The sequence below is a fragment of the Pelomonas candidula genome (assembly GCF_043555985.1).
Taxonomy (GTDB): domain Bacteria; phylum Pseudomonadota; class Gammaproteobacteria; order Burkholderiales; family Burkholderiaceae_C; genus Pelomonas; species Pelomonas candidula.
In genome coordinates, this window is record NZ_JBIGIC010000002.1 from 102047 (window position 1) to 124462 (window position 22416).

Sequence of the window (22416 nt, forward strand, 5' to 3'; positions counted from 1 at the left end):
TGCACCAACTGGGTATAGACACAGCATGGCAACCAGCTCCAAAGCCAAGAAGAAGACGGTTCGCCTGGCATCGGGCCGCAAGCGCGCCCGCCAGGACGTCAAGCTCAACGCAGCCAACACGGCACTGCGCTCCAAATTCCGCACGGTCATCAAGAACGTGCAAAAGGCCGTGGTCGCAGGCGACAAGTCCAAGGCTGCCGACCTGTTCAAGACCGCCCAGGCCGTCATCGACTCCGTCGCCGACAAGGGCATCTTCCACAAGAACAAGGCTGCTCGTCACAAGAGCCGCCTGTCCGCCAAGATCAAGGCGCTCGCCGCCTGATTACCAATCCAGCTCTGGTGCAAGTAAAAGGCCCGCGCAAGCGGGCCTTTTGCATTTCCGAGCCAGGAGCAGCAGCATCAGTGCCACTCGCCTGGATTGACGCCCTGGATGCTGCGGTCGCGCAGCCACTCCGCCACGGATCGGGCGACCCATTGCGGATCATCCAGCGGCAGGTCATGGCCGGCCCTGGTGTGCAGACGCAATGGCGCCCCCCAGGCACGGCTGATGGCCTGTGAACAGCGCCAGTCGACAAGGTTGTCGCCTTTGCTGCACAGCAGCAGCATGGGCGCAGCCGGGCGGGTACGGCTGGCACGGTAGCGCACACTGGCCAGCAACTGCCGCGCCGTATTGCGCACACCCAGCGGGTGCTCGCGCTGCAACTCCAGCCAGCGGTCGATGACGGCTTGCGGCGGCGTCAGCCGCGTCGTCAGGCTCAGCACGCGCTCCTCGCGCATGCGGGCGCTGAAACGGCTCAGCGACAGCAATGCCAGCCCCAGGTAGTTCAACGGCCGCGGCTTGCGGAAGAGTTCGCTGAAGGGCCGCAGGCTGGGGTTGATCAGCACGCCCGCCTGGACTTCCGCCGGATAGCGGTTGGCCCAGTCGCTCAACACGGCCCCTCCCAGCGACATGCCGACGACCGACACCCGTCCGCCGATGCCGCGGCGCTGCAGTTCCGCACGGCAGGCATCGACGATGGCCGACACCTGCGTGGGGCTGGGCTGTCCACGCAGCGTGCCGGTGCCCGGCAGGTCCAACGAAATGACCTGAGCCGAAGGCTGCAGCACCCGCAGTTCACGCAGCAGATGCTCGGGGAAGACGCCCCAGTGGCCGCTCTCTCGCGACATGCCCCGCAGCAACACCCAGACGCCCGACGTCTGGCCGTCAGCCGGGGAGGCGGCAGACGCGGCAGGCAGCGAGGCGGCAGTGGCGCTGAGGTTCATCGGCTTGTTGCTAAACGTTGCCGGCGAGGATAACGGCGCGCCATGCCGGCGCGGCACGGGAATGTCGCTTACGCCACGAGACTAGGGATCAAGCGCCCGGCTTTCCGTCAGGCAACAGACAGGCATCGGCGACCTGCAGGTTGTTGTCGCGGGCGAAATTCATGACGAAATCCCAGGCCATGGGCTCCAGGCGCTTGAGCTCTTCGTTGACGATGACGCATTTCACGCCGTTGATGACGGTCGGGACGCAATACGGCGAGTAGCCGATGTGGGCACCGATGCCGCCACGCACGCCGCCGGGCCTGAAGCAGGACATCGCACCGGCCAGTCGCTCGGCCCAATCGCTGGGGCGGAAGGTGCGTCCATCCAATGTCACACCCTGGATGAATACTTCGCGCGGCGGCTGGGCAACGGTCATGGAAAAGGTCGGCTTTTTCGGGTCAGCGGACCACGGCCGCCAAAGGCCGCTATTGTGCCTCGCCTCGACACGATCTGTTGCGCCGCAGCAAACGTCGCCGCATCGACTCTAGAATCAAAAGTCCACTTTTCCTCAACCCAATCGGAGACCCGATGAACGCTGATTCCCTCCCGTCCGACGCCCACGTGATGCCGACCTACGGCCGCCTGCCTGTTGCGCTCTCGCACGGCCAGGGCGTCTGGGTCTGGGACACGAACGGCCGACGATTGCTGGATGGGCTCGCGGGCATCGCGGTCAATACGCTGGGCCACAACCACCCCCGCCTGGTACCGGCCCTGCAGGATCAGGTCGCCAAGCTGATCCACACCAGCAACTACTACCGCATCCCGCTGCAGGAGCAGCTGGCTGACAAACTGGTCGAGATCTCGGGACTGGCCAACGTCTTCTTCTGCAACAGCGGGCTTGAGGCCAATGAGGCAGCGCTGAAGATCGCGCGCAAGTTCGGCCATGACCGCGGCGTCGAGTCGCCGGAGATCCTCGTCTTCGAAGGCGCCTTCCACGGGCGCTCGATCGCGACGCTGTCGGCCACGGCCAATCCCAAGATCCAGGCCGGCTTCGGCCCGCTGGTGCCGGGCTTCGTGCGCGTGAAGCTGAACGACATCGCCGCCGTCGAGGCCGCCATCGCGGCCCACCCGAACGTCACGGCCATCTTCCTGGAGACCATCCAGGGCGAAGGCGGCATCCAGCCTGCCCGCATCGAGTTCCTGCAGTCGCTGCGCCGGATCTGCGACAAGCACGACCTGCTGCTGATGCTGGACGAGGTGCAGTGCGGCATCGGCCGCACCGGCAAATGGTTCGCCCACCAGTGGGCAGGCATCAAGCCGGACGTGATGCCGCTGGCCAAGGGCCTGGGTTCGGGCGTGCCCATCGGCGCCGTCGTCTGCGGCCCACGCGCGGCGAATGTGCTGAAGGCCGGCAACCATGGCACGACCTTCGGCGGCAATCCGCTGGCCATGCGCGCCGGCGTCGAGACCCTGACGATCATGCAGGAGGACGGCTTGCTGGCCAACGCCGAAGCCGTCGGCGCCACGCTGCGCAACGGCCTGACCGAAGGCCTGGCAGGCGTGGCCGGTGTCGTCGAGATCCGCGGACAGGGCCTGATGCTGGGCATCGAGCTGGACCGCCCCTGCGGCGTGCTGCTGAACCGTGCGCTGGACGCCGGTCTGCTCATCAGCGTGACGGCCGACCGCGTCGTCCGCCTGCTGCCGCCGCTGATCCTGACGCACGACGAGGCGCGCCAGATCACCGCGCTGCTGGTGCCGCTGATCAAGGCCTTCCTGGCCGAGCCCAAGCCATGAAGCCGGGAGACAGCCTGATGCGCCACTATCTCCAGTTCAAGGACCTGCGGGCCGAGGAATACGCCCATCTGTTCGACCGCGCAGCCATCATCAAGCGCCGCTTCAAGAACTACGAGAAATACCAGCCGCTGCAGGACCGCACGCTGGCCATGATCTTCGAGAAGGCGAGCACGCGCACCCGCGTCAGCTTCGAGGCGGGCATGTACCAGATGGGCGGTTCGGTCGTGCACCTGACGACCGGCGACAGCCAGCTGGGCCGTGCCGAGCCGGTGGAAGACTCGGCGCGCGTCATCAGCCGCATGGTCGACATCGTCATGATCCGCACCTTCGAGCAGAGCAAGATCGAGCGCTTCGCGGCGCACTCGCGCGTGCCGGTCATCAACGGCCTGACCAACGAGTACCACCCCTGCCAGATCCTGGCCGACCTGTTCACGCTCATCGAGAACCGCGGCATGGACCGCCGCGGCGCCATCGACATGGACTGCCTGAAGGGCCGTGTCGTGGCCTGGGTGGGTGACGGCAACAACATGGCCAACACCTGGCTGCAGGCGGCGGAGATCCTGGGCTTCACGGTGCACGTCAGCACGCCGAGCGGCTACGAGATCGACCCGGCGGTGGCCGGCATCAAGGACGCCAGCTGCTACAAGGTTTTCAAGGACCCGCGCGAGGCCTGCATCGGCGCGGACCTGGTGACGACCGACGTCTGGACCAGCATGGGCTACGAGGCCGAGAACGAGGCCCGCAAGGCCGCGTTTGCCGACTGGTGCGTGGACCGCGACATGATGGCCCGCGCCAAGCCTGACGCCCTCTTCATGCACTGCCTGCCCGCGCACCGCGGCGAGGAGGTGGCGGCGGACGTCATCGACGGGCCGCAGTCCGTCGTCTGGGACGAAGCGGAGAACCGGATGCACGTGCAGAAGGCACTCATGGAGTACCTGCTGCTGGGTCGCATCGGCTGATCGAGCCCATCCCTGAAAGCAGAAAGCCGGCTGATCCCAGCCGGCTTTTCTTTTGGGCGTCTGCCGATCAGGCGCGGCGACGGCGGGACAGCACGAAACCGCCGCCAGCTGCCAGCAGCAGCGCGATGCTGCTCGGCTCCGGCACGGAGGCGATGTTGTCCAGCGCGGCAACGCCGTTGGTGCCGCTCAGGTCGAAGGACTGGGCGGTACCGGAGAAATTCAGCACGGCGTACTGCCAGGTGTCGAAGTCGCCGGTCGCGGACAGCGAGAGCGTGCCCAGCAGCGCGCCCGTACCGTTCAGGCCCGAGTAGGCAGAGACCGTGAAGGTATCGATGCCGGCGTAGTAGAAGCCCAGGCCGTAGTCCACGCCGTCGGCGACGTTCATGTAGGCGGCCGTGTTGACGCTGCCGTCCAGTTGGGCCGAAGCCACGCCCAGCGGCGACGGCGCGTTGCTGTAGTAGGTCTGGACGGCGTCGTTGGACAGGCCCAGCACGTTCGTGAAGGTCACGCCCTGCGCAGCGTAGGTATTGCCGACTTCTTCGCCATAGGACCAGGTCTTTTCAAAGTCCACGGACACCGTGGTGCCGGCGAAGGCGGGAGAGGCCAGGCCGAGGGCCAGGGCGAGGGTGGCGAGCTTCATCGGGAACTCCAGAGCTTGGAAGTGTTGGGGCGGCCGGGGCCGCAGCGTCTAAACGGGGGCGGAGTGTGGTGGGCAAAGACGACAGCCACGTGACGCATTGACGACATCGCGCTCGCCGCCGCGCGCACTTCACGCCGCTGTCATCGCCCGCTGCCATGGTCCGAGCCCCCAGCTCCGGACACCGCCATGAACCTCGCTCACCTGCCCCGCCGCCATCTGCTGATTGCCCTCGGCGCCGTGGGGATCGCGCCCCGGGCGCGCGCCTGCGATTTCTTCAGCAGCAGCATGCGCATCTGGCACCCGTGGACGCGCGCGACACGCATCGACGCCGACACGGCCAAGCTGTGCATGCGCTTCGACGAAGTCCGCCAAACGGACCGGTTGATCGGCATCGAGACCCCCGTGGCTGGGGGGGCTCGCCTGGCTGGTCCGGGGGCACCCGAGGGCGCACAAGACCTGTCACTGCTGATCCGCGAGGGGCAGGAGCTGACGCTGACCGAGGACGGCCTGCACATCCAGCTGCTGGACCTGCAGCAGCCGCTGCAGATCGGCTGCACGTTCCCGCTGCGGCTCGTGTTCGAGGCTGCGGGAACGGTCGAGGCGGCGCTCAACGTCGACTACGCAGGCCTTCGCTGAAGGGCGCGAAACCGTCGTGAAGCCGTCATGCCGAGGTCATGGCCGGTCCATAGCATGCGCCCCGTTTTAGCCCTCCCCATCCTTTTCTGGAGCCGCTTCCATGACTCACTTCTTCACCAAGAGCCAGCTCGCCCTGGCCGCGGTCGCCGCGCTGGGCAGCGCCGCGGTCATCGCCCCCAACCTCGCGACCGCCGCCGGCAAGACGGCCGGCAAATACGTGTCGGGCGACTTCCATAACCACACCACCTGCTCCGACGGCGCGATCTCGATGCAGAAACTGGTGAAGAAGGTCACCGACAAGCTCGATACCCCCTGGGGCCTGGACTGGTTCGTCCAGGCTGGCCACGGCGACGCCGGCAACCGCAACTGCACGCTGGTGGAAGACGCCACGCTGGCCACGCCCGCCTACCCCTACATCGCCGGCCAGGGCCCGACGACGACCTGGGCGCAGTCCATCGGCAACGCCGCCATCAAGGGCAACGCCAACGGCTCCGGCGCCACGCAGAACATGTGGCGCTGGCAAGCCATCCAGGAATTCCAGTACCCGGTCGTCGAGTACCTGTCGGCCTACAAGAACCTGCCGCTGTTCGTGGGCCTGGAGTCCGTCGTCGCCGGCCACGAGCACAGCTCCATGTCCGTCATCACCGGCCAGATGCCCACGTCGGTGGACACGGCCTCGCTGCCGACCACGCCCGGCTACACCGCACTGGGCAATGCCAACGCGCTGTCCCAATGGGCCTACTGCTTCGACCGCGGCAGCAACGCTGACACCAGCCGCGGCAACGCTGCCGGCTCCAACGTCGGCAACAACTGGAACTGCGCCAACGTTGCCAGCGCCGACTCCACGTCAGCCGCGCTGGGATGGACCGACGCTGGCCAGAAGCTGGTGCAACCCAGCGGCACCGGCACCGGCACCAAGGGCCACCTGAAGACGCTGGAAGCGCTGAAGTGGATGGCCAACTACCACGGCCAGCAAAGCTACTACGTGCCGGCCCACCTGGAGCGCGCCGGCCCGTTCAACCCGGACGGCAACAACGGCTACAACATCGAACACCTGCGCGACTTCAACAACGCGGCGCCCAACACGGCCTTCGGCTTCGAGTCCCAGCCCGGCCACGGCGCAGCCAACAACCGCGGCGAGTACCAGGTCAAGCGCAACAACTTCGCCGGCGTGCTGACCGACTCCGTCGGCGGCACGACCTACGGCGGCACGGGCGTCTACGCCGGCCAGGTCGGCGGCGTGTGGGACGCGCTGCTGGGCGAAGGCCGCAACTGGTGGTTCTTCGCCAGCTCCGACTGGCACAACCGCGGCAGCTTCGGCCCGGATGACCGCCGCTCGACGCAGGACTTCTACCCCGGCGAATACCAGCGCACCCACGTGATGGTCCGCAACGGTGCCGACAAGCTGCGTCCGCAGACCATCGTCGACGGCCTGCGCACCGGCAACGCCTGGTCCGCCACCGGCCAGCTGATCGACCGCCTGGCGTTCGTCGCCTGCACGTCCTACGCCGGCATCGGTGCGCGCACCAACGCCGCCGTGGAAGCGCTGGCCGTGGCCGCCGCGACCAAGGCGACCGACATCGACACGACCGGCTGCGCGACCATGGGCGAGAAGCTCGTCGTACGCCCGGGCGCCGACATCGTCGTCGCCGTCGTCGTGCGCGACCCGGACGGCGCCAACTTCGCGCCGTACTCGTTCCCGAACCCCTCGCTGGCCCAGATCGGCATCAACCAGCCGATGAACAAGCCCGTGCTGGACCACGTCGACGTCATCGGCGGCAAGGTCACCGGCTACCGCACGCCGGGCACCGCCGGCTACTCGGGCGAATGGCCGCGCAACACCAACTGGCTGAAGCTCGACGGCACGACCACCGGCCTGAGCTCGGTGCCGGACGCGGCCAAGAACACCACCACGGCCATCCTGAAGACCTTCAGCGGCAACGGCGCGTCGGCATGGACGCCGGTGCATTCGGGCGTGGACAACACCGTCTTCCTGAAGATGAGCTTCCGCATCCCGGCCGTCCAGGCGTCGCAGTACGTGCGCCTGCGCGGCAGCAACCTGCCGGCGGCCACGCCCTGGGAGACCGACGCCAGCGGCAATCCGTTGTCGGACATCTACACCAACGCCAACGACACCTCGATGCTGCGCATCCCGTGCAACACCGTGGGCACCAACGTGCCGGCCAACGGCGTCAACTGGACGCAGGCCAACGGCACCATCGACGGCTGCCCGGCCCACCTGTCGGTCGTCAACGGCCAGAAGTACGTGTCCTACGACGTGGCCGGCTGGTCGGACCTCTGGTTCTACAGCAACCCGATCTACGTCGAGGTCAACGGTTCCTACACGGTCGCTGGCGTCAAGTGATGGCCCCTCGCCCAGTCGCGCCGCGCTGAACGCGGGCGCGCCTGGTCGGTCCCCCGAGGGGACGGCGATGCAAGCGGCATTGAGCCGCTTGCACATCGCCTGTGGGCCGGCTTGGGGCGGCCCGGCGCCGGCCCACAGCTTTGAATCCCATGCCTCCACCCATAGGGCGCTGCGACAACGTGGCGCCCTTTTTCGTGCTTCGCCTCGTAGCCCCGGCTTGTCGTCGTTTTGTCTTGCAGCGTCACTAGCATCCGTCGCCTGTCGCGCCGCCACGCCGTTCTCCAAGATCCATGTCTGCCCAGCTCCCCCTGACCTCCGCCACCCAGGCCCTGCCACCGCCCAAGCCCCTGCCGGGCTGGACGCGTGAACCGCTGTTGCATTTCCTGCTGATCGGCGCGGCGCTGTTCGGCATCGACCACCTCGTCAACCGCGGCGCCAGGGAAGCCAACGAAATCGTCATCAGCGCCGAGGTCGACGAGGACGCCCGCCAGCTCTTCAAGGCCCAGCGCGGCCGCGAGCCCAGCGCCGAGGAGATGACCGCGCTGCGCAAGGTCTGGCTGGACAACGAGGTGCTCTACCGCGAAGGCCTGGCCCTGCAACTCGACAAGGGCGATACCGCCATCCGCGAGCGCGTCATCTTCAAGGCTCTCAGCGTCGTCGATGGCAGCACCAAGCTGCCCCCCGCCACCGACGAAGTGCTGCGCGGCTGGTTCGAGGCGCACCGCGCCAAGTACGACGAGCCGGCGCGCTTCGATTTCCAGGAAGCCGTGCTCGGCGGCGAGCCCACCGAAGCCAGCGTGCGCGCCTTCGTCGACATGCTGAACAACGGCACGCCCGGCGATGCCAAGGCTGGCCTGCGCGTGTTCAAGGGCCGTCCGCACGACAACCTGCTGCAGAGCTACGGCGAGGACTTCGCCAAGGCGCTGGAATCCGCGGCGCCCGGCCAGTGGCTGGCGCTGCCCTCCCGTGAGGGCTGGCGCGCCGTGCGCCTGGACAGCGCCAGTGCCGCCAAACCCGCCAGCTTCGAGGTGCTGCGCGGCGTGGTGCTGCAGGACTGGACCGACGCGACGCTGGCCGAACAGCGCAGCGCCGCTGTGGCCGTGCTGGCCAGGAAGTACACCGTCAAGGTCGAGGCCGCCGCCAAATGAAGCGCCTGCTGTCCTGGCTGCGCGCCGCCCTGCTGCTCGCGCTGGCCGCCGCCGCCCTGCCCTCGCTGGCGCACGAGATGAGCATGGCCGAGCTGCAGTTGCGCGAGACGCGGCGCGGCGACTTCCTCTGGCAATGGTCCGCCGGCGAGAAGCGCCCGGTGAACCAGGACCTGACGCCGGTCTGGCCCGCCGGCTGCACGGTGGACGCCAACCTGCTGAGCTGCGGCGAGCAGGGCCTGGTGGGCACGCTGTCCGTCAAGGGCGTCGGCGAGCGCTACTCGGCCGTCATCGCCAAGGTCACATGGCAGGACGGCGAAAGCCGCGTCTACACGCTGACCAAGTCGCAGCCCACGGTGCAGCTGTACGGCGCCGCCAACGACCCACGCGGCATGGGCGAGATCGCCAGCGCCTACACGCTGCTGGGCATCGAACACATCCTGGGCGGCATCGACCACCTGCTGTTCGTCGTCAGCCTGCTGTTCCTTGTCGGTTTCCGCCGCCGGCTGGTCTGGACCATCACCGCCTTCACCGCCGCACACAGCCTGACGCTGGCCAGCAGCGCGCTGGGCTGGCTGACGCTGCGCTCGGCGCCGGTGGAAGCCAGCATCGCGCTGTCCATCGTGCTGGTCGCTGGCGAGGCACTGCATCAACGCGACACGGCCGCACGGCGCTGGCCGGCACTGGTGGCCTTCCTGTTCGGCCTCGTGCACGGCCTGGGCTTTGCCGGCGCGCTGCAGGAGATCGGCCTGCCGCAGAACCATCTGCTCGTCGCACTGCTGACCTTCAACGTCGGCGTCGAGATCGGCCAGCTGATGACGGTGGGCGCGTGCTGGTGCCTGTGGCGCATCAGCGCGCGTTGGCCGGCTGCGCAGCGGGCGCGCACCGCGCTGCTGTACGCGATCGGCGCGGTCGCGGCCTACTGGTCCTGGCTGCGCATCGCGGCGATCCTGGCATGACCGACGAAGTCATCGGGCTGTTCCCTATTCCCGTGCAGCGCTCGACCGGCGTGCTGCCGCCGCCGCTCGTCGCCGCGCTGGTCGAGCACTTCACGACCCGCGCGCTGCACGCCAACAACAGCTCCGACGCGCTGTCGCACACGCGCATGCTGCAGCCCGGCGACAGCCCGCTGCTCGTGCAGGCTGCCGCGCTCATCACGCCCCGGATTGCCGAGTTCGGCCGCCACCTGTTCGGCGAGCAGCTCGGCTGGGCCATCAAGGAGATGTGGGTCAACGTGCTGGACACCGGCGGCAAGCAGGCCATGCACAACCACGCGAACAGCTTCGCGTCCGGCGTGGTCTACCTGACCGAGACGCACGACTCGGCGCGCACCGTCTTCATGAAGTCGCCCGGCGGCTACGACTTCGCGATGAGGAACGACCATGCCGGCGTCGTCACCGGCGAATACAACGCCGACAAATGGGTCAGCCCCGCACCGGCCCCGGGCGACCTGATGCTGTTCCCGAGCTACCTGATGCACGCCGTGCCGCCCAATGCCGGCGGGCGGCGCATCAGCCTGGCCTTCAACGCGATCCCGACGCGGCTGGACAGCTGGGGCTACACGCTGAGCTTCTCCGGTTGAGAGCGCTCGCGCTGCTGCTGATGGCCGCGTCCGGCTTTGCCGGCCTCGGCTACCAGATCATCTGGACACAGCAGATGGGTCTCGTGCTGGGCCATGAGTCGGCCGCCGTGCTGGCCGTCGTCGCGGCCTTCTTCGGCGGGCTGTCGCTGGGGTCGTGGTGGCTGGGTCGGCGCATCGAGGCGAGCGACCGGCCGCTGCGCTGGTATGCCGGCTGCGAGGCGCTGATCGGCCTGTGGGGCGCCGTGCTGATGGCGGCCATGCCCGCCACCAGCAGCGCGGCACTGGCGTTGATCGGCCCGGACGCATCGCCCGCCTGGCACTGGAGCATCGCCTTCGGTGCGAGCTTCCTGCTGCTGCTGCCGGCCACCGCGGCGATGGGTGCAACGCTGCCGGCCATGGCGCGGCTCGGCACCACCACGCTCGCGCCGCTTTACGCGGCCAACACGCTGGGCGCCGTTGCGGGCGTGCTGGCCACGGCCTTCTGGCTGATTCCCGACTGGGGCCTCACACGCAGTGCGGGCCTGTGCGTCGCGCTCAACCTCGGCTGCGCGGCGCTGGCCAGCCTGGCGTTGAAGGCCACGCCCTCCGTCTCACCCGGCACGCCGACGTCGACCCGCCCGCTGGCGCTGCTCGCCGCGACCGGCCTGCTGGGCATCGCCTACGAGGTGCTGGCCGTGCGCGTGCTCAGCCAGGTCGCCGAGGACACGGTCTACACCTTCGCGCTGCTGCTGGCCGTCTACCTGGCCGGCAGCGCGCTGGGCGCGGCGGCGTTCGCGCGCTGGCCCGCGCTGCGCAACACGCCGCGGCTACTGCAGGCCCTGGCCGCGAGCATCCTGCTCGGCATGGCGGCGATGTGGGGCGCCGAGCTCATCAAGGCCGCCCTCCACCCCGAAACCCTGGCCGCCGCGCTCGCCACCGAGGCCGTGCTCGCGCTGGCCGTGTTCGCGCTGCCGACGCTGCTGATGGGCGCCCTCTTCTGCCAGCTCAGCGCCGACGCTGCCGCGGCCGGCCTGCCGTTCAGCCGCGCGCTGGGCGTCAACACGCTGGGCGCGATGGTCGCGGCACCGCTGTTCGGCGTGGCACTGGCCGCGGCGCTGGGGCCGAAGCTGGCGCTGCTGCTCGTCGCCGCCGGCTATCTGCTGCTGGCGCCCGCGTGGCGCAGCGCGGCCTGGTGGCTGCCGGCGGGCGTCACTGCGGCGCTGGCGCTGCTCGCGCCGCCGCTGGCCTTCATCAGCTTGCCCGAAGGCGGCCGGTTGCTGAGCTACCGCGACGGCGCGATGGCGGCCGTCAGCGTCGTCGAGGACGCGGCCGGCGTCGCGAGGCTGCGCATCAACAACCGCCAGCAGGAAGGCAGCAGCGCCACCGTCCTCGTCGACGGCCGCCAGGCGCTGCTGCCGCTGCTGCTGCACGGCGACGCGAAACGCGCGCTGTTCCTCGGCGTCGGCTCGGGCGTCACGTCGGGCGTGGCCGCGCGCGTGCCAGGGCTGCAGGTGGACGCGGTGGAGCTGCTACCCGAAGTGATCGAAGCCTCCGCGCGCTTCCGTGCCACTCTCGGCGAAGGTCCGTCCCCGCAGATGCACGCCGCCGACGCGCGCCGCTACGTGCGCACGGCCACGCGGCGCTACGACGTCGTCGTGTCCGACAACTTCCACCCTGCGCGCAGCGGCTCGGGCGCGCTCTACACGGTCGAGCACTTCCGCGCGGTGCGCGAGCGTCTCGCGCCGCAGGGGCTGTTCTGCCAGTGGCTGCCGCTGCACCAGCTGGACATCGACACGCTGCGCAGCATCACGGCGGCCTTCCTGCAGGCCTTCCCCGACGGTGCAGCGCTGCTGGCCAGCAACAGCCTGGACACCCCCACCGTGGGCCTCGTCGGCCGCGCCGGCGGCACGCATTTCGCGACCGGCACCGTCAAGCCCGAACTGGCCGCCCGCTTCGGCCTGGCCGACGACTTCGCCGTGCTGGGCAGCCTCATCGCCGACAGCGCCGCGCTGCATCGCCTGGCCGGTGACGCGCCGCTGAACACCGACGACCGGCCCTGGGTCGCCTACCGTGCGCCGCGCATCACCTACGCACCGGACTCGGCACCGCGCGACCGATTGCTCAACCTGTTGAGCGAAGTCAGCGTCGACACCACCACGCTGCTGACCACACCCGACCTCGCGCCGCGGTTGAACGCCTACGCCCAGGCCCGCCGCACCTACCTCGACCTGGGGCGCCACACCGCGCCGAGCTCCGACCCGGCGGTCATGCTGGCCCGCGTCGGCACGCCGCTGCTGGCGGTGCTGCGCCAGAGCCCCGACTTCCAGCCCGCCGCCGAGCCGCTGCGCCGGCTGGCCCAGGCGCTCAGCACACGCGACCCGCCCGCAGCGCAGGCCATGACCGCCGCGCTGAACGACATCCGCCCCGGCCTCGGCACCCTCCCCTGACCCGGTGTCAGTGCCATGTCGGCGCTTCATGGCAAGCTGTCGGTCTATGCGCTGGGCTTTCATCACCGACATTCACGCCAACCGACAGGCCTTCGAGGCCGTCCTCGCCGACGCCAAGGCCCAGGGAGCCACGCGTTTTGCGCTGCTGGGCGACTTCGTGGGCTACGGCGCCGACCCCGCCTGGGTGGCCGACCAGATCATGGCGCTGGCCGCCGACGGCGCCATCGCCGTTCAGGGCAACCACGACGAGGCCGTGGCCCACGGCAGCACGCCCGGCATGCACCCGGATGCCCGCGCCGTCATCGACTGGACGCGCGCCCAGCTGAACGAAGACCAGCTGCGCTTCCTGACCCGGCTGCCGCTGCAGGCCCACGGCGAGCCGGGCCACTGCCTGTTCGTGCACGCCAACGCCTTCCAGCCCAACGGCTGGGAGTACGTGCAGGGCCGCGCCGAGGCCGTGAAGAGCCTGCATGCGAGCCACGCGCGCATCCAGGTCTGCGGCCACATGCACGAGCCCATGCTCTACCACCTGTCCGGCACGGGCAAGGCAGGCGACTTCCGGCCGCTGTCCGGCGTACCCATGCCGCTGCCGGGGCACCGCCAGTGGCTCATCATCCCCGGCAGTTGCGGCCAGCCACGCGACGGCAACCCTGCCGCCTGCTACGCGCTGCTGGACCCGGCCAAGTCCGACCTGGACGATGCCCGCGTGACCTTCCAGCGCGTGGCCTACGACGTCGAGGCTGCCTGCGCCGCGCTGCGTGCGACCGACATGCCCTCTGCCATCGTCGAGCGCCTCGCGCGCCGCCTCACGCTGGGCGAATGATGATGACCCAACCACCCACCAACGCCCCCACCCCGCCCGCGCCGCTGGAAGTCGGCCAGGTGCTGGACGGCTTCCGGCTGGAAGAGCGGCTGCACCAGGGCGGCATGGCCAACCTGTGGCGCGTCAGCCGCGTGGACGGTGCGCCGGACGACGGCACCGAGCTGCTGATGAAGGTGCCGCGTATCAAGGGCGGCGAGGACCCGGCCACCATCGTCGGCTTCGAAGTCGAGCAGATGCTGATGCCGCAGCTCAGCGGCCCGCATGTGCCGCGCTTCGTCGCCCGCGGCGACTGGACGCGCCAGGCCTTCATCGTCATGGAGCGCATCCCCGGCGACACGCTGCGCCCGCGGCTGGACGACGCGCCGCTGCCGCCCGAGGAAGTGGCCGACATCGGCGCCCGCGTGGCCACCGCGCTCGCGGCGCTGCACCGCCAGCACGTCGTGCATCTGGACATCAAGCCCAGCAACATCATGTTCCGGCCCGACGGCACGGCCGTGCTGGTGGACTTCGGACTGAGCCGCCACGAGCAGCTGCCCGACCTGCTGGAAGAGGAGTTCACGCTGCCGATGGGCACCGGGCCCTACATGAGCCCGGAGCAGGTGCAGTTCGTGCGCAGCGACCCGCGCAGCGACATCTTCGCGCTGGGCGTCATGCTCTACCACCTGGCCACCGGCGAGCGGCCGTTCGGCCAGCCGAACTCGGTGCGCGGCCTGCGGCGGCGGCTCTACGTCGAGCCGGTGCCGCCGAGGGCCATCCGGCCCGAGCTGCCGCGCTGGCTGCAGGAGGTCATCCTGCGCTGCCTGGAGGTGCGGCCCGAGCGCCGCTACCAGAGCGCCGCCCAGCTCGCGCTGGACCTGCGCGAGCCCGGCGGCGTGGCGCTGACGGCGCGGGCCGAGAAGCTGCAGGTCAGCGGCGCCATGATCCGGCTCAAGCGCTGGTTCTTCGCGCTGGGCAGCGACCCGGCGCCGGTGCAGCCCGTCGCCGAGCAGCTGGCGCGCAGCCCCATCGTCATGGCAGCCGTCGAGATCGACCGTGGCACGAACGAGCTGCGGGCCCAGCTGCGCGAGACCGTGCGCCGCATCGTGCAGACCGAAGCCGGTGCCCGCCTGGCCTGCGTGGCCGTCATGAAGATCAACCGCATCGGCATCGACGAGCTGACCGACCAGCACGGCCAGAGCCTGCACGTGAAGCAGCTCATCGCACTCAAGCACTGGGCACGCCCGATCAGCAAGGCCTTGAACCTGGCCGACGGCCGGCTGACCTTCCACGTGCTGGAGGCCCCCGACGTGGCCGATGCACTGGTGGACTTCGCGCGCCGCAACGGCGTGGATCACATCGTCATGGGCGCACGCGGCGCGTCCCCGCGGCGGCGTTACCTGGGCAGCGTGTCGGGCCACGTGGTCGCGGAGTCGGACTGCACGGTCACGGTCGTGCGCGAGCCGGCCGCTGACTGATCGTCAGTCCGCCGCCAGCACCGCCGCGCTCCAGCGGCTGAACAGCGCCTCGATCTCCGCCGGGCCGTGCGGCCGGTTGCTGCCCAGCCACCAGACCAGCAGCTCGAACAGCGCGCCCGCCAGGTAGTGCGCCCGCGCCTGCGCCGCCCAGCCGCGCCCGCCGCGGCTGCCGGCCTGAACCAGCTCGACCAGCAGCTCGCGGAAGCGGTCCTGCACGTAGTGGCCCGACCGGCGCCCGATGAGCGCGCGGAACACGGCCTGGAACTCGTGCACATGCGCCAGCAGGGGCGGCACGAAACCCAGCGGGGCATCGCCCGACTTGCCGCTCGCGTATGCCAGCAACGCGTCGCGCAGGCCGGCGAAGTTCTGCTTCAACAGCTCCTCCTTGTTGGCGAAGTGTTGATAGAAGGTCGAGCGACCGATGTCGGCACGGTCGCACAGCGACTGCACGTCGATGGCGTCCCAGCCGCGCTCGACCATCAGCGTCATCAAGGCCTCGCGCAACGCGTTGCGGGTGCGCTGGATGCGGCGGTCCACGGGCGGGGCGGCGGTCGTCGAGGGTCGGGACATGGACGTTTGCGGACAGCCTGGCCCCGTCTGTCCGCTACCGCACGCATCGCGCCGCGGAGGACTGGGCGCAAGAGGCATCGCTGCAGAGGATGCGGGGCATCAAGTCAATTTCTGAACACAATGTCCATTATCTCGAGAGTCCTCCGGCCGGCGGCAACCTTCTTCGTCAGCTACGCCCTCTATCCGCTGCTGCTGGCAGCAACGCTGGGCCTGTACGCCGCCTCACGGGTCTGGCACTGGGACCTGGCACGCGTCTTCATGGGACTGGCCGGTACGCGCCTCGCACTGATGTTGGCGGTCGAGACGCTGCACCCTGCGCGGCCGGAGTGGCGAATGACCTGGCCCAGCTTCAAGCGCGACCTGAAATACATGGCCATCAACGGCGGCACGACGGGCCTCGTCAAGATCGCCATCGGTTGGGCGGCACTGGATCTCAGCCGCTTCAACACCGGCATCGTCACAGGCCTGCCCGTCGCCGTGGAATTCCTCGCGCTGCTGCTGGGCTTCGAGTTCTTTCAATACTGGTATCACCGACTCAGCCACACGAACCGCGGACGGCTTGGCGCCTGGCTGTGGAAGGTGCACGCGCCGCACCATCTGCCCGACAAGGTCTATCTGTTGATGCACCCCGTCGGTCACCCGCTCAATCTGCTGGTGTCGCTGGCGCTCGTGCAGCTGCCGCTGGTCGTGCTGGGCGCGCGGCAGGAATCCATCTTCCTGTTCAACGCCCTGATGGGCCTGCAGGCACTGGTGTCGCACTTCAACGTGGACATCAAGGCCGGGCCGCTGAATTACCTGCTCGTGGGCACCGAGCTGCACCGTTTCCACCACAGCATGGACCTCGACGAGGCCAAGAACTTCGGTGTCGTCACACCCGTGTGGGACCTTGTCTTCGGCACCTTCCGCTACCGGCCCGGGCGCCTGCCCGCCGCACTGGGCGTGGCCCATCCACAGGACTACCCGGCCAGCCACGAGCTGCGCAAGGTGCTGATGCTGCCTTTCCGTTGACGCGCTCGTGGCCTCCGCCGGCCCGCGGGGGGCGTCGCTGCCTACACTGGCGGGATGAGCGACAACCCCTGCCTGAGCTGCGGCGCCTGCTGCGCGAGTTTCCGCGTCGACTTCGACCGCAGCGAGCTGGAGAGCGAAGGCGGCCGCGTGCCCGACGGGCTGGCCGTCGAGCTGACGGGCCGTCTCGTGCGCATGCGCGGCACCGACCACGCCCAGCCGCGCTGTGCGGCTCTCAGCGGCAAGGTGGGCCAGAAGGCCAGCTGCGGCATCCACGAGTGGCGACCGTCGCCGTGCCGGGAGTTCGGCGAGCGCGCGCCGATGGGCATCGGCGACGACGCCTGCACGCGGGCCCGGGCACGCTACGGGCTCGCGCCGATCTGAGGCTCAAGCAACCTCGGGGGGCCTGACGCGGAGCGGCAGGCCTGGGGGCGCTCAGGAGCCTGCCCGCTGTGTCAGCGGTTCACGCAGGCGCCGCTGGCCCTGCTCGTTCTGCTGCGCGCGCAGCTCGTTGAGCCAGGCCAGCTTGGCGCCATACATCTGCCGGTCATGCACCGTGGCACTGTTCTCCAGCGCCTTGGCGATCTCGCCGCGCGCGCCGGGCAGGTCGCCCAGGCCGTAGCTGGCCAGGGCCAGCCAGAAGTGAAACTCCGGCACGTAGGCGGCCCGGGACACCTCCTTGCGGAACAGCTGGCGCGCGGTTGCATACTCGCCGGCCTTCATCGCCGCCACGCCTTCGTCGAAGAACTTGTACGGTGGCACCGGCTGGATCTGCGCGAGCTGGTTGGCCCAGACCTGGGCCTCGTCACGCCGACCCAGGTCACTGAGCACGAGCACGAGGTTGGACATGGCCTGGACGTTCAGCGGCTCGCGGTCCAGCACCACACGGAGCGCGTTCTCGGCAGGGCCGTACAGACCCTTGCGGCGGTACAGCACGGCCAGCGTGTTGTAAGCGGCCAGCCAGCGCGAGTCGGTGAGGATGGCGGCGCGGGCCCACCAGTAGGCATCGTCGATGCGCCCCTGCATCAAGGCCTCGGCGGCGCGGTTGTTCTGGAACATCGCCACGATGGTCGACTCATCGACAACCCGGCTGCGGTTGCGCTTGATCTGCTCGGGCGGCAGGAAGTCGATGGTCAGCAACTCGGGATCGCCGAAGACGGTCACGAGTTGTGTCCTGGGCTGCGGGCGCCCCAGGCTGATGTTGACGTGGCCGGCGACGAAGAAGATGCCGTTGCTGCGCGTCCAGCTCTCTTCCAGGTAGACGCTGTTCAGCCGCACGGGCAGGTTCAGGTGCTTGGCGAAAGCGGCGGTCATCAGCACCAGAGACAGGCAGTTGCCGCGCCGCGCGTCGAAGGCCTCGGCGGCGGTGCGCGTGATCTCGCTGTCGTAGTCAAGCTGCAGGCGCCCCTTGGTGTAGAGCGCGTCGATGAGGCCTTCGCGCACGCCCTTGGCGCGGATCTCGGAGGCCATCTCGTGCTCGGCGAAATACTTCATCGCCGGGCTGAGTTTCATCGCCTCGTCGGCACTCACGGAAGTGCTGGCGGGCTTGAAGGCGGCGTCCAGAAAGACGTCGGTACGCGGAGCGGACACCGGCACTTCGGCGCAGCCGCTCAACACGGCGGCGCCGGCCAGGGCGAGCACCAAAACCAGGGCGCGGATCTTCATGGCGGTCTCCTCGCTTTTACGGACCAGTCATCTGCTGGTCATGAAGCCAGCTTAGTCCCGCCCCACGCGCCTGTCTTGGGCCATGCTCACGATTTCAGGCGCCCCAGGGCAGGACAAACACCAACCTCGGGCCTGCCGGCCGGCTGGATCGGACGGGTGGCTCGCTTGCCCGCGGCGAGGCGGTGCCGCAGCCGCCAGCCTCAGCCTGGATTCGCGGCCACCGGCCGTCCATGCGCTGGAAGGGCGCCGCCGCCCCGAGGCCTTCAAGAGGCCTGCTCCCACGGCTCGCAGCCGTCCAGGCGATGGCTTCCCCCATCCTTCTCCCTCATGCCCGCATCAAAACCAGCAAGGAAGCAAAACTACATAGACGATCCAAAAAACATGCAATCACCCCGACGACGCGAATTTCGTCACGGCAAGTTCCGGCGACCCACCGGGATTCCACCAACTTTCTAATGTAGTTTTACTTCAATAACATCAAATAACTTAGAAGGAGACAAAGCATGAAGGCATGGTCGGACGGCTTCGCGCGCCGGGCGAGGCAGATGTTGGGGGTGCTCGCGCTCGGCCTGGGCGGACTGCTGTCAGCCTGCGGCGGCGGCAACGGCGCCGAGGGCACGCAGCAGGCGACGACGAGCGGCATCAGCGCCGCAGCCGAACAGACCGGCTTCGAGCTGATCGCTGCCGTGCCCGGCGCCGCGTCGAACGCCCGCGCCAGGATCGCCTCGGCCGCGACCGGCGACAGCCCGGCCACCTCGCTGCGCGTGCACTACCGCCGCACCGGCGGCGACTACAGCGGCTGGCAGATCCACACCTGGAACGCCGCGCAAAGCCCCAACTGGAACGGCGGCTGGAACGCCTCGGGCAATGACGACTACGGCGTCTATTACGACGTGCCGCTGGCCTCTGGCTCCGGCACGGTCGGCCTCCTGTTCCACAACGGCGACAACAAGGACAACGGCGGCGCCGACCAGAGCTATGTCCTCCAGGCCGGCGCCAATGAAATCTGGCGTCTGCAAGGCGACGGCACCAGCTACGCCAGCAACCCGCTGCTGCTGCCCGTGCCGGACATCAAGACGCTGCGCGTGCACTACAAGCGCTTCGACGGCGCCTACAGCGCCTGGGGTCTGCACCTGTGGAACGGCAGCGGCCTGGACACCAGCCGCATGCCCGCCGGCGTCAGCATCGAGAACTGGGGCCAGCCCGTCGCCCTCAGCGCCATGCCTGGCTACGCAGCCGGCGACGGCGAGGTGGTGTTCGACATCCCCGTGCTGAACCCGCAGGGCGATGTGAACCGCAAGGCACTGGAATTCATCATCCACGGCATGCCGCCCAACGAGAACGACAAGGACGGCCGCGACAACAACATCCACGTCGAATACGCCTCGCTGACCATCGCCAACCAGGTCGGCCAGATCTGGCTGGTGGAGCGCGACGCCACCGTCTACACCGCGCCGCCCGACCTGCGCAGCGTCTCCAGCACCGATGCCCGTGCCGTGTGGCTGAACAAGTCGCTCGTGAAGTGGCCCCGCGTGGCCACCAGCAGCCCGGTGCGCCTGTACTACTCGGCCACCGGCCAGATCAGCGTCGCACTGGACACCGCCGTGCAAGGGGCTGACGGATTCATCACGCTGGACGCCTTCACCGGCAGCGTGCCCGCAGCCGATGCGCTGCGCTTCAAGTACGTCGGCAACGGCACCGTGTTCAGCGTACGCGCTGCCGACATCGCCCGCCTGCCCGCGCTGCACCAGCAGCAGCTCGTGCTCGTGCAGGAAGACGCGAACGGCAAGGTTCAGAACGCGACGACCGCGCAGATCGCGGGCGCGCTGGACGATCTCTACGCCGCCGCCGGCAACGTGCCCGACCTGGGCGCCCTGGCCAGCAACGGCAACACCAGCTTCAAGCTGTGGGCGCCGACGGCGCAAAACGTGTCGCTGATGCTGACGCAGTCGCTCGGCAGCTCCGGCCTGACGCGCACGACGACCGAGCCCATGGCCCGCGATGCCGCCACCGGCGTGTGGAGCCTCACCAAGCAGGGCCATCTGCAGGGCGCCACCTACCGCTATCAGGTTCAGGTGTTCGTGAAGGGTGTGGGCCTGGTGAAGAACCTGGTCACCGATCCCTACTCGCTGGGCCTGACGCTGGGCAGCCAGCAGAGCGTCGTCATGGACCTGCAGGCCCAGGCGACCAAGCCCGCCGGCTGGGACCAGAGCGCCCCGCCCGCCACCGTCAATGCGCCGTCCGACCTCAGCATCTACGAGCTGCACGTGCGCGACTTCTCGGCCAACGATGCCACCGTGCCCGCCGCGTACCGCGGCAAGTACCTGGCCTTCACGCAGAGCCAGTCCAACGGCATGAAGCACCTCGCCGCACTGGCCGCCGCCGGCCTGACCGACGTGCACCTCCTGCCCGTGTTCGACATCGCCAGCGTCAGCGAGAAGGGCTGCGTGACGCCGAACATCACGTCCGCCACCGGCGCGCCCGACAGCGACGCTCAGCAGGCAGTCGCGGCCGCCAACGCCGCCACCGACTGCTTCAACTGGGGTTACGACCCGCTGCAGTACTCGACGCCCGAGGGCAGCTACGCCAGCAACGCCAACGACCCGCTGGCCCGCGTCGTCGAGTTCCGCCGCATGGTGCAGGCACTGAACGCCGCCGGCCTGCGCGTGGGCATGGACGTGGTGTTCAACCACACGACCTCGTCGGGCCAGAACGCCAACTCGGTGCTCGACAAGGTGGTGCCGGGCTACTACTACCGGCTCGACGCGGCCGGCGGCATCGAGCACTCGACCTGCTGCGAGAACACCGCGGCCGAAAACATGATGATGGGCAAGCTGATGATCGACTCGGCCGTCACGTGGACGCGTGACTACCGCATCAGCTCGCTGCGCTTCGACATCATGGGCCATCACCCGCGCTCGGTCATGGAAGCGCTGAAGGCTCGCGTCAAGCTCGCCACCGGCCGCGACGTGCAGATCCTCGGCGAGGGCTGGAACTTCGGCGAAGTCGCCAACGGCGCGCGCTTCGTGCAGGCCGAGATGCTGTCGCTGAACGGCTCCGGCATCGGCAGCTTCAACCCCATCATCCGCGACGCCTTGCGCGGCGGCGGCTGCTGCGACACCGGCTCTGCCGTCGTCGCCAACCAGGGCTACGTCAACGGCTTCTTCTACGACCCCAACGCCAGCGCCACCGGCCAGAGCCGCGGCGAGCTGATGTGGCAGGCCGACCGTATCAAGGCGTCGATGGCGGGCTCCATCCGCAGCTTCCAGATGCAGACGAGCTGGGACGCCACGCTGCCACTGGAGCAGATCGACGTCGGCGGTATCCCGGCCGGCTGGGTGCTGGAGCCGGGCGAGGTCGTCAACTACGTGGAGAACCACGACAACCTCACGCTGTTCGACAACAACGCCTTCCGCCTGCCCACCACCACCAGCCGCGAGGACCGCGCCCGTGTGCAGATCCTGGCCAGCGCCATCAACGCCTTCAGCCAGGGCGTGGCCTATTTCCACGCCGGCGTGGACACGCTGCGCAGCAAGAGCCTGGACCGCAACAGCTACGACAGCGGCGACTGGTTCAACCGGCTGGACTGGAGCTACACGGACAACGGCTTCGGGTCGGGCCTGCCCGTGGCCAGCCAGAACGCCGACAACTGGGCCTACGCCAAGCCGCTGCTGGCCAACCCGCTGATCAAGCCCACCACGGCCGAGATCGCCTGGACACGCGACACCTTCCGCGACCTGCTGCGCATCCGCAAGAGCACCACGCTGTTGCGCCTGCGTACATCCGACGACATCAAGGCGCGGCTGTCGTTCCTGAACACCGGCTCGAACCAGGAAGCCACCGTGCTGGTCGGGCGCGTGAACGGCGTCGGCTACCCCGGCGCCAACTTCGACGAACTGGTCTACCTCATCAACGTCGACAAGACCGCCAAGCAGCTCACGCTGCCGACGCTGGCCGGCCACGCACTGGAACTGCACCCGGTGCAGGCCAACGGCACCGATCCCCGCGCCAGGCAGGCCAGCTTCGACCGCGCAACCGGCAGCTTCAGCGTGCCCGCCCGCACCGCCGTCGTCTTCGTCGTCCGACCCGCCGCCGCCAACTGAAAGC

The 22416-nt window shown here is 69.0% G+C and carries 19 protein-coding genes; 14 read left to right on the top strand and 5 right to left on the bottom strand.

Annotated features, from left to right (window positions below; all coding sequences use genetic code 11):
• Positions 1–25: 25 nt before the first annotated feature.
• The gene (gene rpsT, locus ACG04R_RS04030) at positions 26–322 is read left to right on the top strand and encodes a 30S ribosomal protein S20 (protein WP_056877901.1); all 297 of its coding nucleotides are present in this window, start codon (positions 26–28) and stop codon (positions 320–322) included.
• 77 nt (positions 323–399) lie between these two features.
• Here rpsT and ACG04R_RS04035 read toward each other — a convergent pair whose 3' ends face one another.
• Entirely contained in the window at positions 400–1263 is an 864-nt protein-coding gene (locus ACG04R_RS04035; RefSeq protein WP_394406584.1) for an alpha/beta fold hydrolase, read from the bottom strand.
• Between the two features lie 88 nt (positions 1264–1351).
• Positions 1352–1681, bottom strand: coding sequence for a DUF3579 domain-containing protein (locus ACG04R_RS04040; protein ID WP_394406585.1), 330 nt, complete (start codon positions 1679–1681; stop codon positions 1352–1354).
• Positions 1682–1833: 152 nt separating this feature from the next.
• Between ACG04R_RS04040 and ACG04R_RS04045 the strand changes: the two genes are divergently transcribed.
• Both ACG04R_RS04045 and argF read left to right on the top strand, forming a co-directional pair.
• A complete protein-coding gene (locus ACG04R_RS04045) occupies positions 1834–3039 on the top strand; it encodes an aspartate aminotransferase family protein (RefSeq protein ID WP_394406586.1) in 1206 nt (401 codons plus the stop codon).
• A complete protein-coding gene (gene argF, locus ACG04R_RS04050) occupies positions 3036–3998 on the top strand; it encodes an ornithine carbamoyltransferase (RefSeq protein WP_394406587.1) in 963 nt (320 codons plus the stop codon). The genes ACG04R_RS04045 and argF overlap by 4 nt, the downstream gene beginning before the upstream one ends.
• Before the next feature lie 67 nt (positions 3999–4065).
• On the opposite strand, the gene ACG04R_RS04055 is transcribed toward argF, so the two are convergent.
• Positions 4066–4638 carry a PEP-CTERM sorting domain-containing protein gene (locus ACG04R_RS04055; RefSeq protein WP_394406588.1) on the bottom strand — a complete coding sequence of 191 codons (573 nt, stop codon included), beginning with the start codon at positions 4636–4638 and terminating at the stop codon, positions 4066–4068.
• A gap of 186 nt (positions 4639–4824) precedes the next feature.
• Here ACG04R_RS04055 and ACG04R_RS04060 point away from each other — a divergent pair, with 186 nt between their 5' ends.
• From ACG04R_RS04060 to ACG04R_RS04095, 8 genes are all read left to right on the top strand, one after another.
• The gene (locus ACG04R_RS04060) at positions 4825–5274 is read left to right on the top strand and encodes a copper chaperone PCu(A)C domain-containing protein (protein ID WP_394406589.1); all 450 of its coding nucleotides are present in this window, start codon (positions 4825–4827) and stop codon (positions 5272–5274) included.
• Positions 5275–5374: 100 nt separating this feature from the next.
• Positions 5375–7639, top strand: a complete 2265-nt coding sequence (locus tag ACG04R_RS04065) for a hypothetical protein (RefSeq protein WP_394407264.1) — start codon at positions 5375–5377, stop codon at positions 7637–7639.
• Between the two features lie 290 nt (positions 7640–7929).
• Positions 7930–8787, top strand: a complete 858-nt coding sequence (locus tag ACG04R_RS04070; protein WP_394406590.1) for a peptidyl-prolyl cis-trans isomerase — start codon at positions 7930–7932, stop codon at positions 8785–8787.
• Entirely contained in the window at positions 8784–9743 is a 960-nt protein-coding gene (locus ACG04R_RS04075) for a HupE/UreJ family protein (protein WP_394406591.1), read from the top strand. The genes ACG04R_RS04070 and ACG04R_RS04075 overlap by 4 nt, the downstream gene beginning before the upstream one ends.
• The gene (locus tag ACG04R_RS04080) at positions 9740–10366 is read left to right on the top strand and encodes a putative 2OG-Fe(II) oxygenase (RefSeq protein ID WP_394406592.1); all 627 of its coding nucleotides are present in this window, start codon (positions 9740–9742) and stop codon (positions 10364–10366) included. Before ACG04R_RS04075 ends, ACG04R_RS04080 begins: the two co-directional genes overlap by 4 nt.
• On the top strand, positions 10363–12792 hold the full coding sequence (locus ACG04R_RS04085; protein ID WP_394406593.1) for a spermine/spermidine synthase domain-containing protein: 2430 nt from the start codon (positions 10363–10365) through the stop codon (positions 12790–12792). The genes ACG04R_RS04080 and ACG04R_RS04085 overlap by 4 nt, the downstream gene beginning before the upstream one ends.
• Positions 12793–12838: 46 nt before the next feature.
• The gene (locus ACG04R_RS04090; protein WP_394406594.1) at positions 12839–13615 is read left to right on the top strand and encodes a metallophosphoesterase family protein; all 777 of its coding nucleotides are present in this window, start codon (positions 12839–12841) and stop codon (positions 13613–13615) included.
• A 2-nt stretch (positions 13616–13617) separates the two neighbouring features.
• Positions 13618–15069 (top strand): protein kinase domain-containing protein, encoded by a 1452-nt coding sequence (locus tag ACG04R_RS04095; RefSeq protein WP_394406595.1) that lies wholly within the window; start codon positions 13618–13620, stop codon positions 15067–15069.
• Positions 15070–15072: 3 nt separating this feature from the next.
• Here the strand turns inward: ACG04R_RS04095 and ACG04R_RS04100 are convergent, their stop codons facing one another.
• Entirely contained in the window at positions 15073–15639 is a 567-nt protein-coding gene (locus ACG04R_RS04100; RefSeq protein ID WP_394406596.1) for a TetR/AcrR family transcriptional regulator, read from the bottom strand.
• A 120-nt stretch (positions 15640–15759) separates the two neighbouring features.
• Between ACG04R_RS04100 and ACG04R_RS04105 the strand changes: the two genes are divergently transcribed.
• Both ACG04R_RS04105 and ACG04R_RS04110 read left to right on the top strand, forming a co-directional pair.
• Positions 15760–16647 carry a sterol desaturase family protein gene (locus ACG04R_RS04105; RefSeq protein WP_394406597.1) on the top strand — a complete coding sequence of 296 codons (888 nt, stop codon included), beginning with the start codon at positions 15760–15762 and terminating at the stop codon, positions 16645–16647.
• A gap of 54 nt (positions 16648–16701) precedes the next feature.
• Entirely contained in the window at positions 16702–17028 is a 327-nt protein-coding gene (locus ACG04R_RS04110; RefSeq protein WP_394406598.1) for a YkgJ family cysteine cluster protein, read from the top strand.
• A gap of 51 nt (positions 17029–17079) precedes the next feature.
• Here the strand turns inward: ACG04R_RS04110 and ACG04R_RS04115 are convergent, their stop codons facing one another.
• Positions 17080–18309 (bottom strand): tetratricopeptide repeat protein, encoded by a 1230-nt coding sequence (locus ACG04R_RS04115; protein WP_394406599.1) that lies wholly within the window; start codon positions 18307–18309, stop codon positions 17080–17082.
• A gap of 503 nt (positions 18310–18812) precedes the next feature.
• Between ACG04R_RS04115 and pulA the strand changes: the two genes are divergently transcribed.
• Entirely contained in the window at positions 18813–22412 is a 3600-nt protein-coding gene (gene pulA / locus ACG04R_RS04120; protein WP_394406600.1) for a pullulanase-type alpha-1,6-glucosidase, read from the top strand.
• Positions 22413–22416 lie beyond the last annotated feature (4 nt).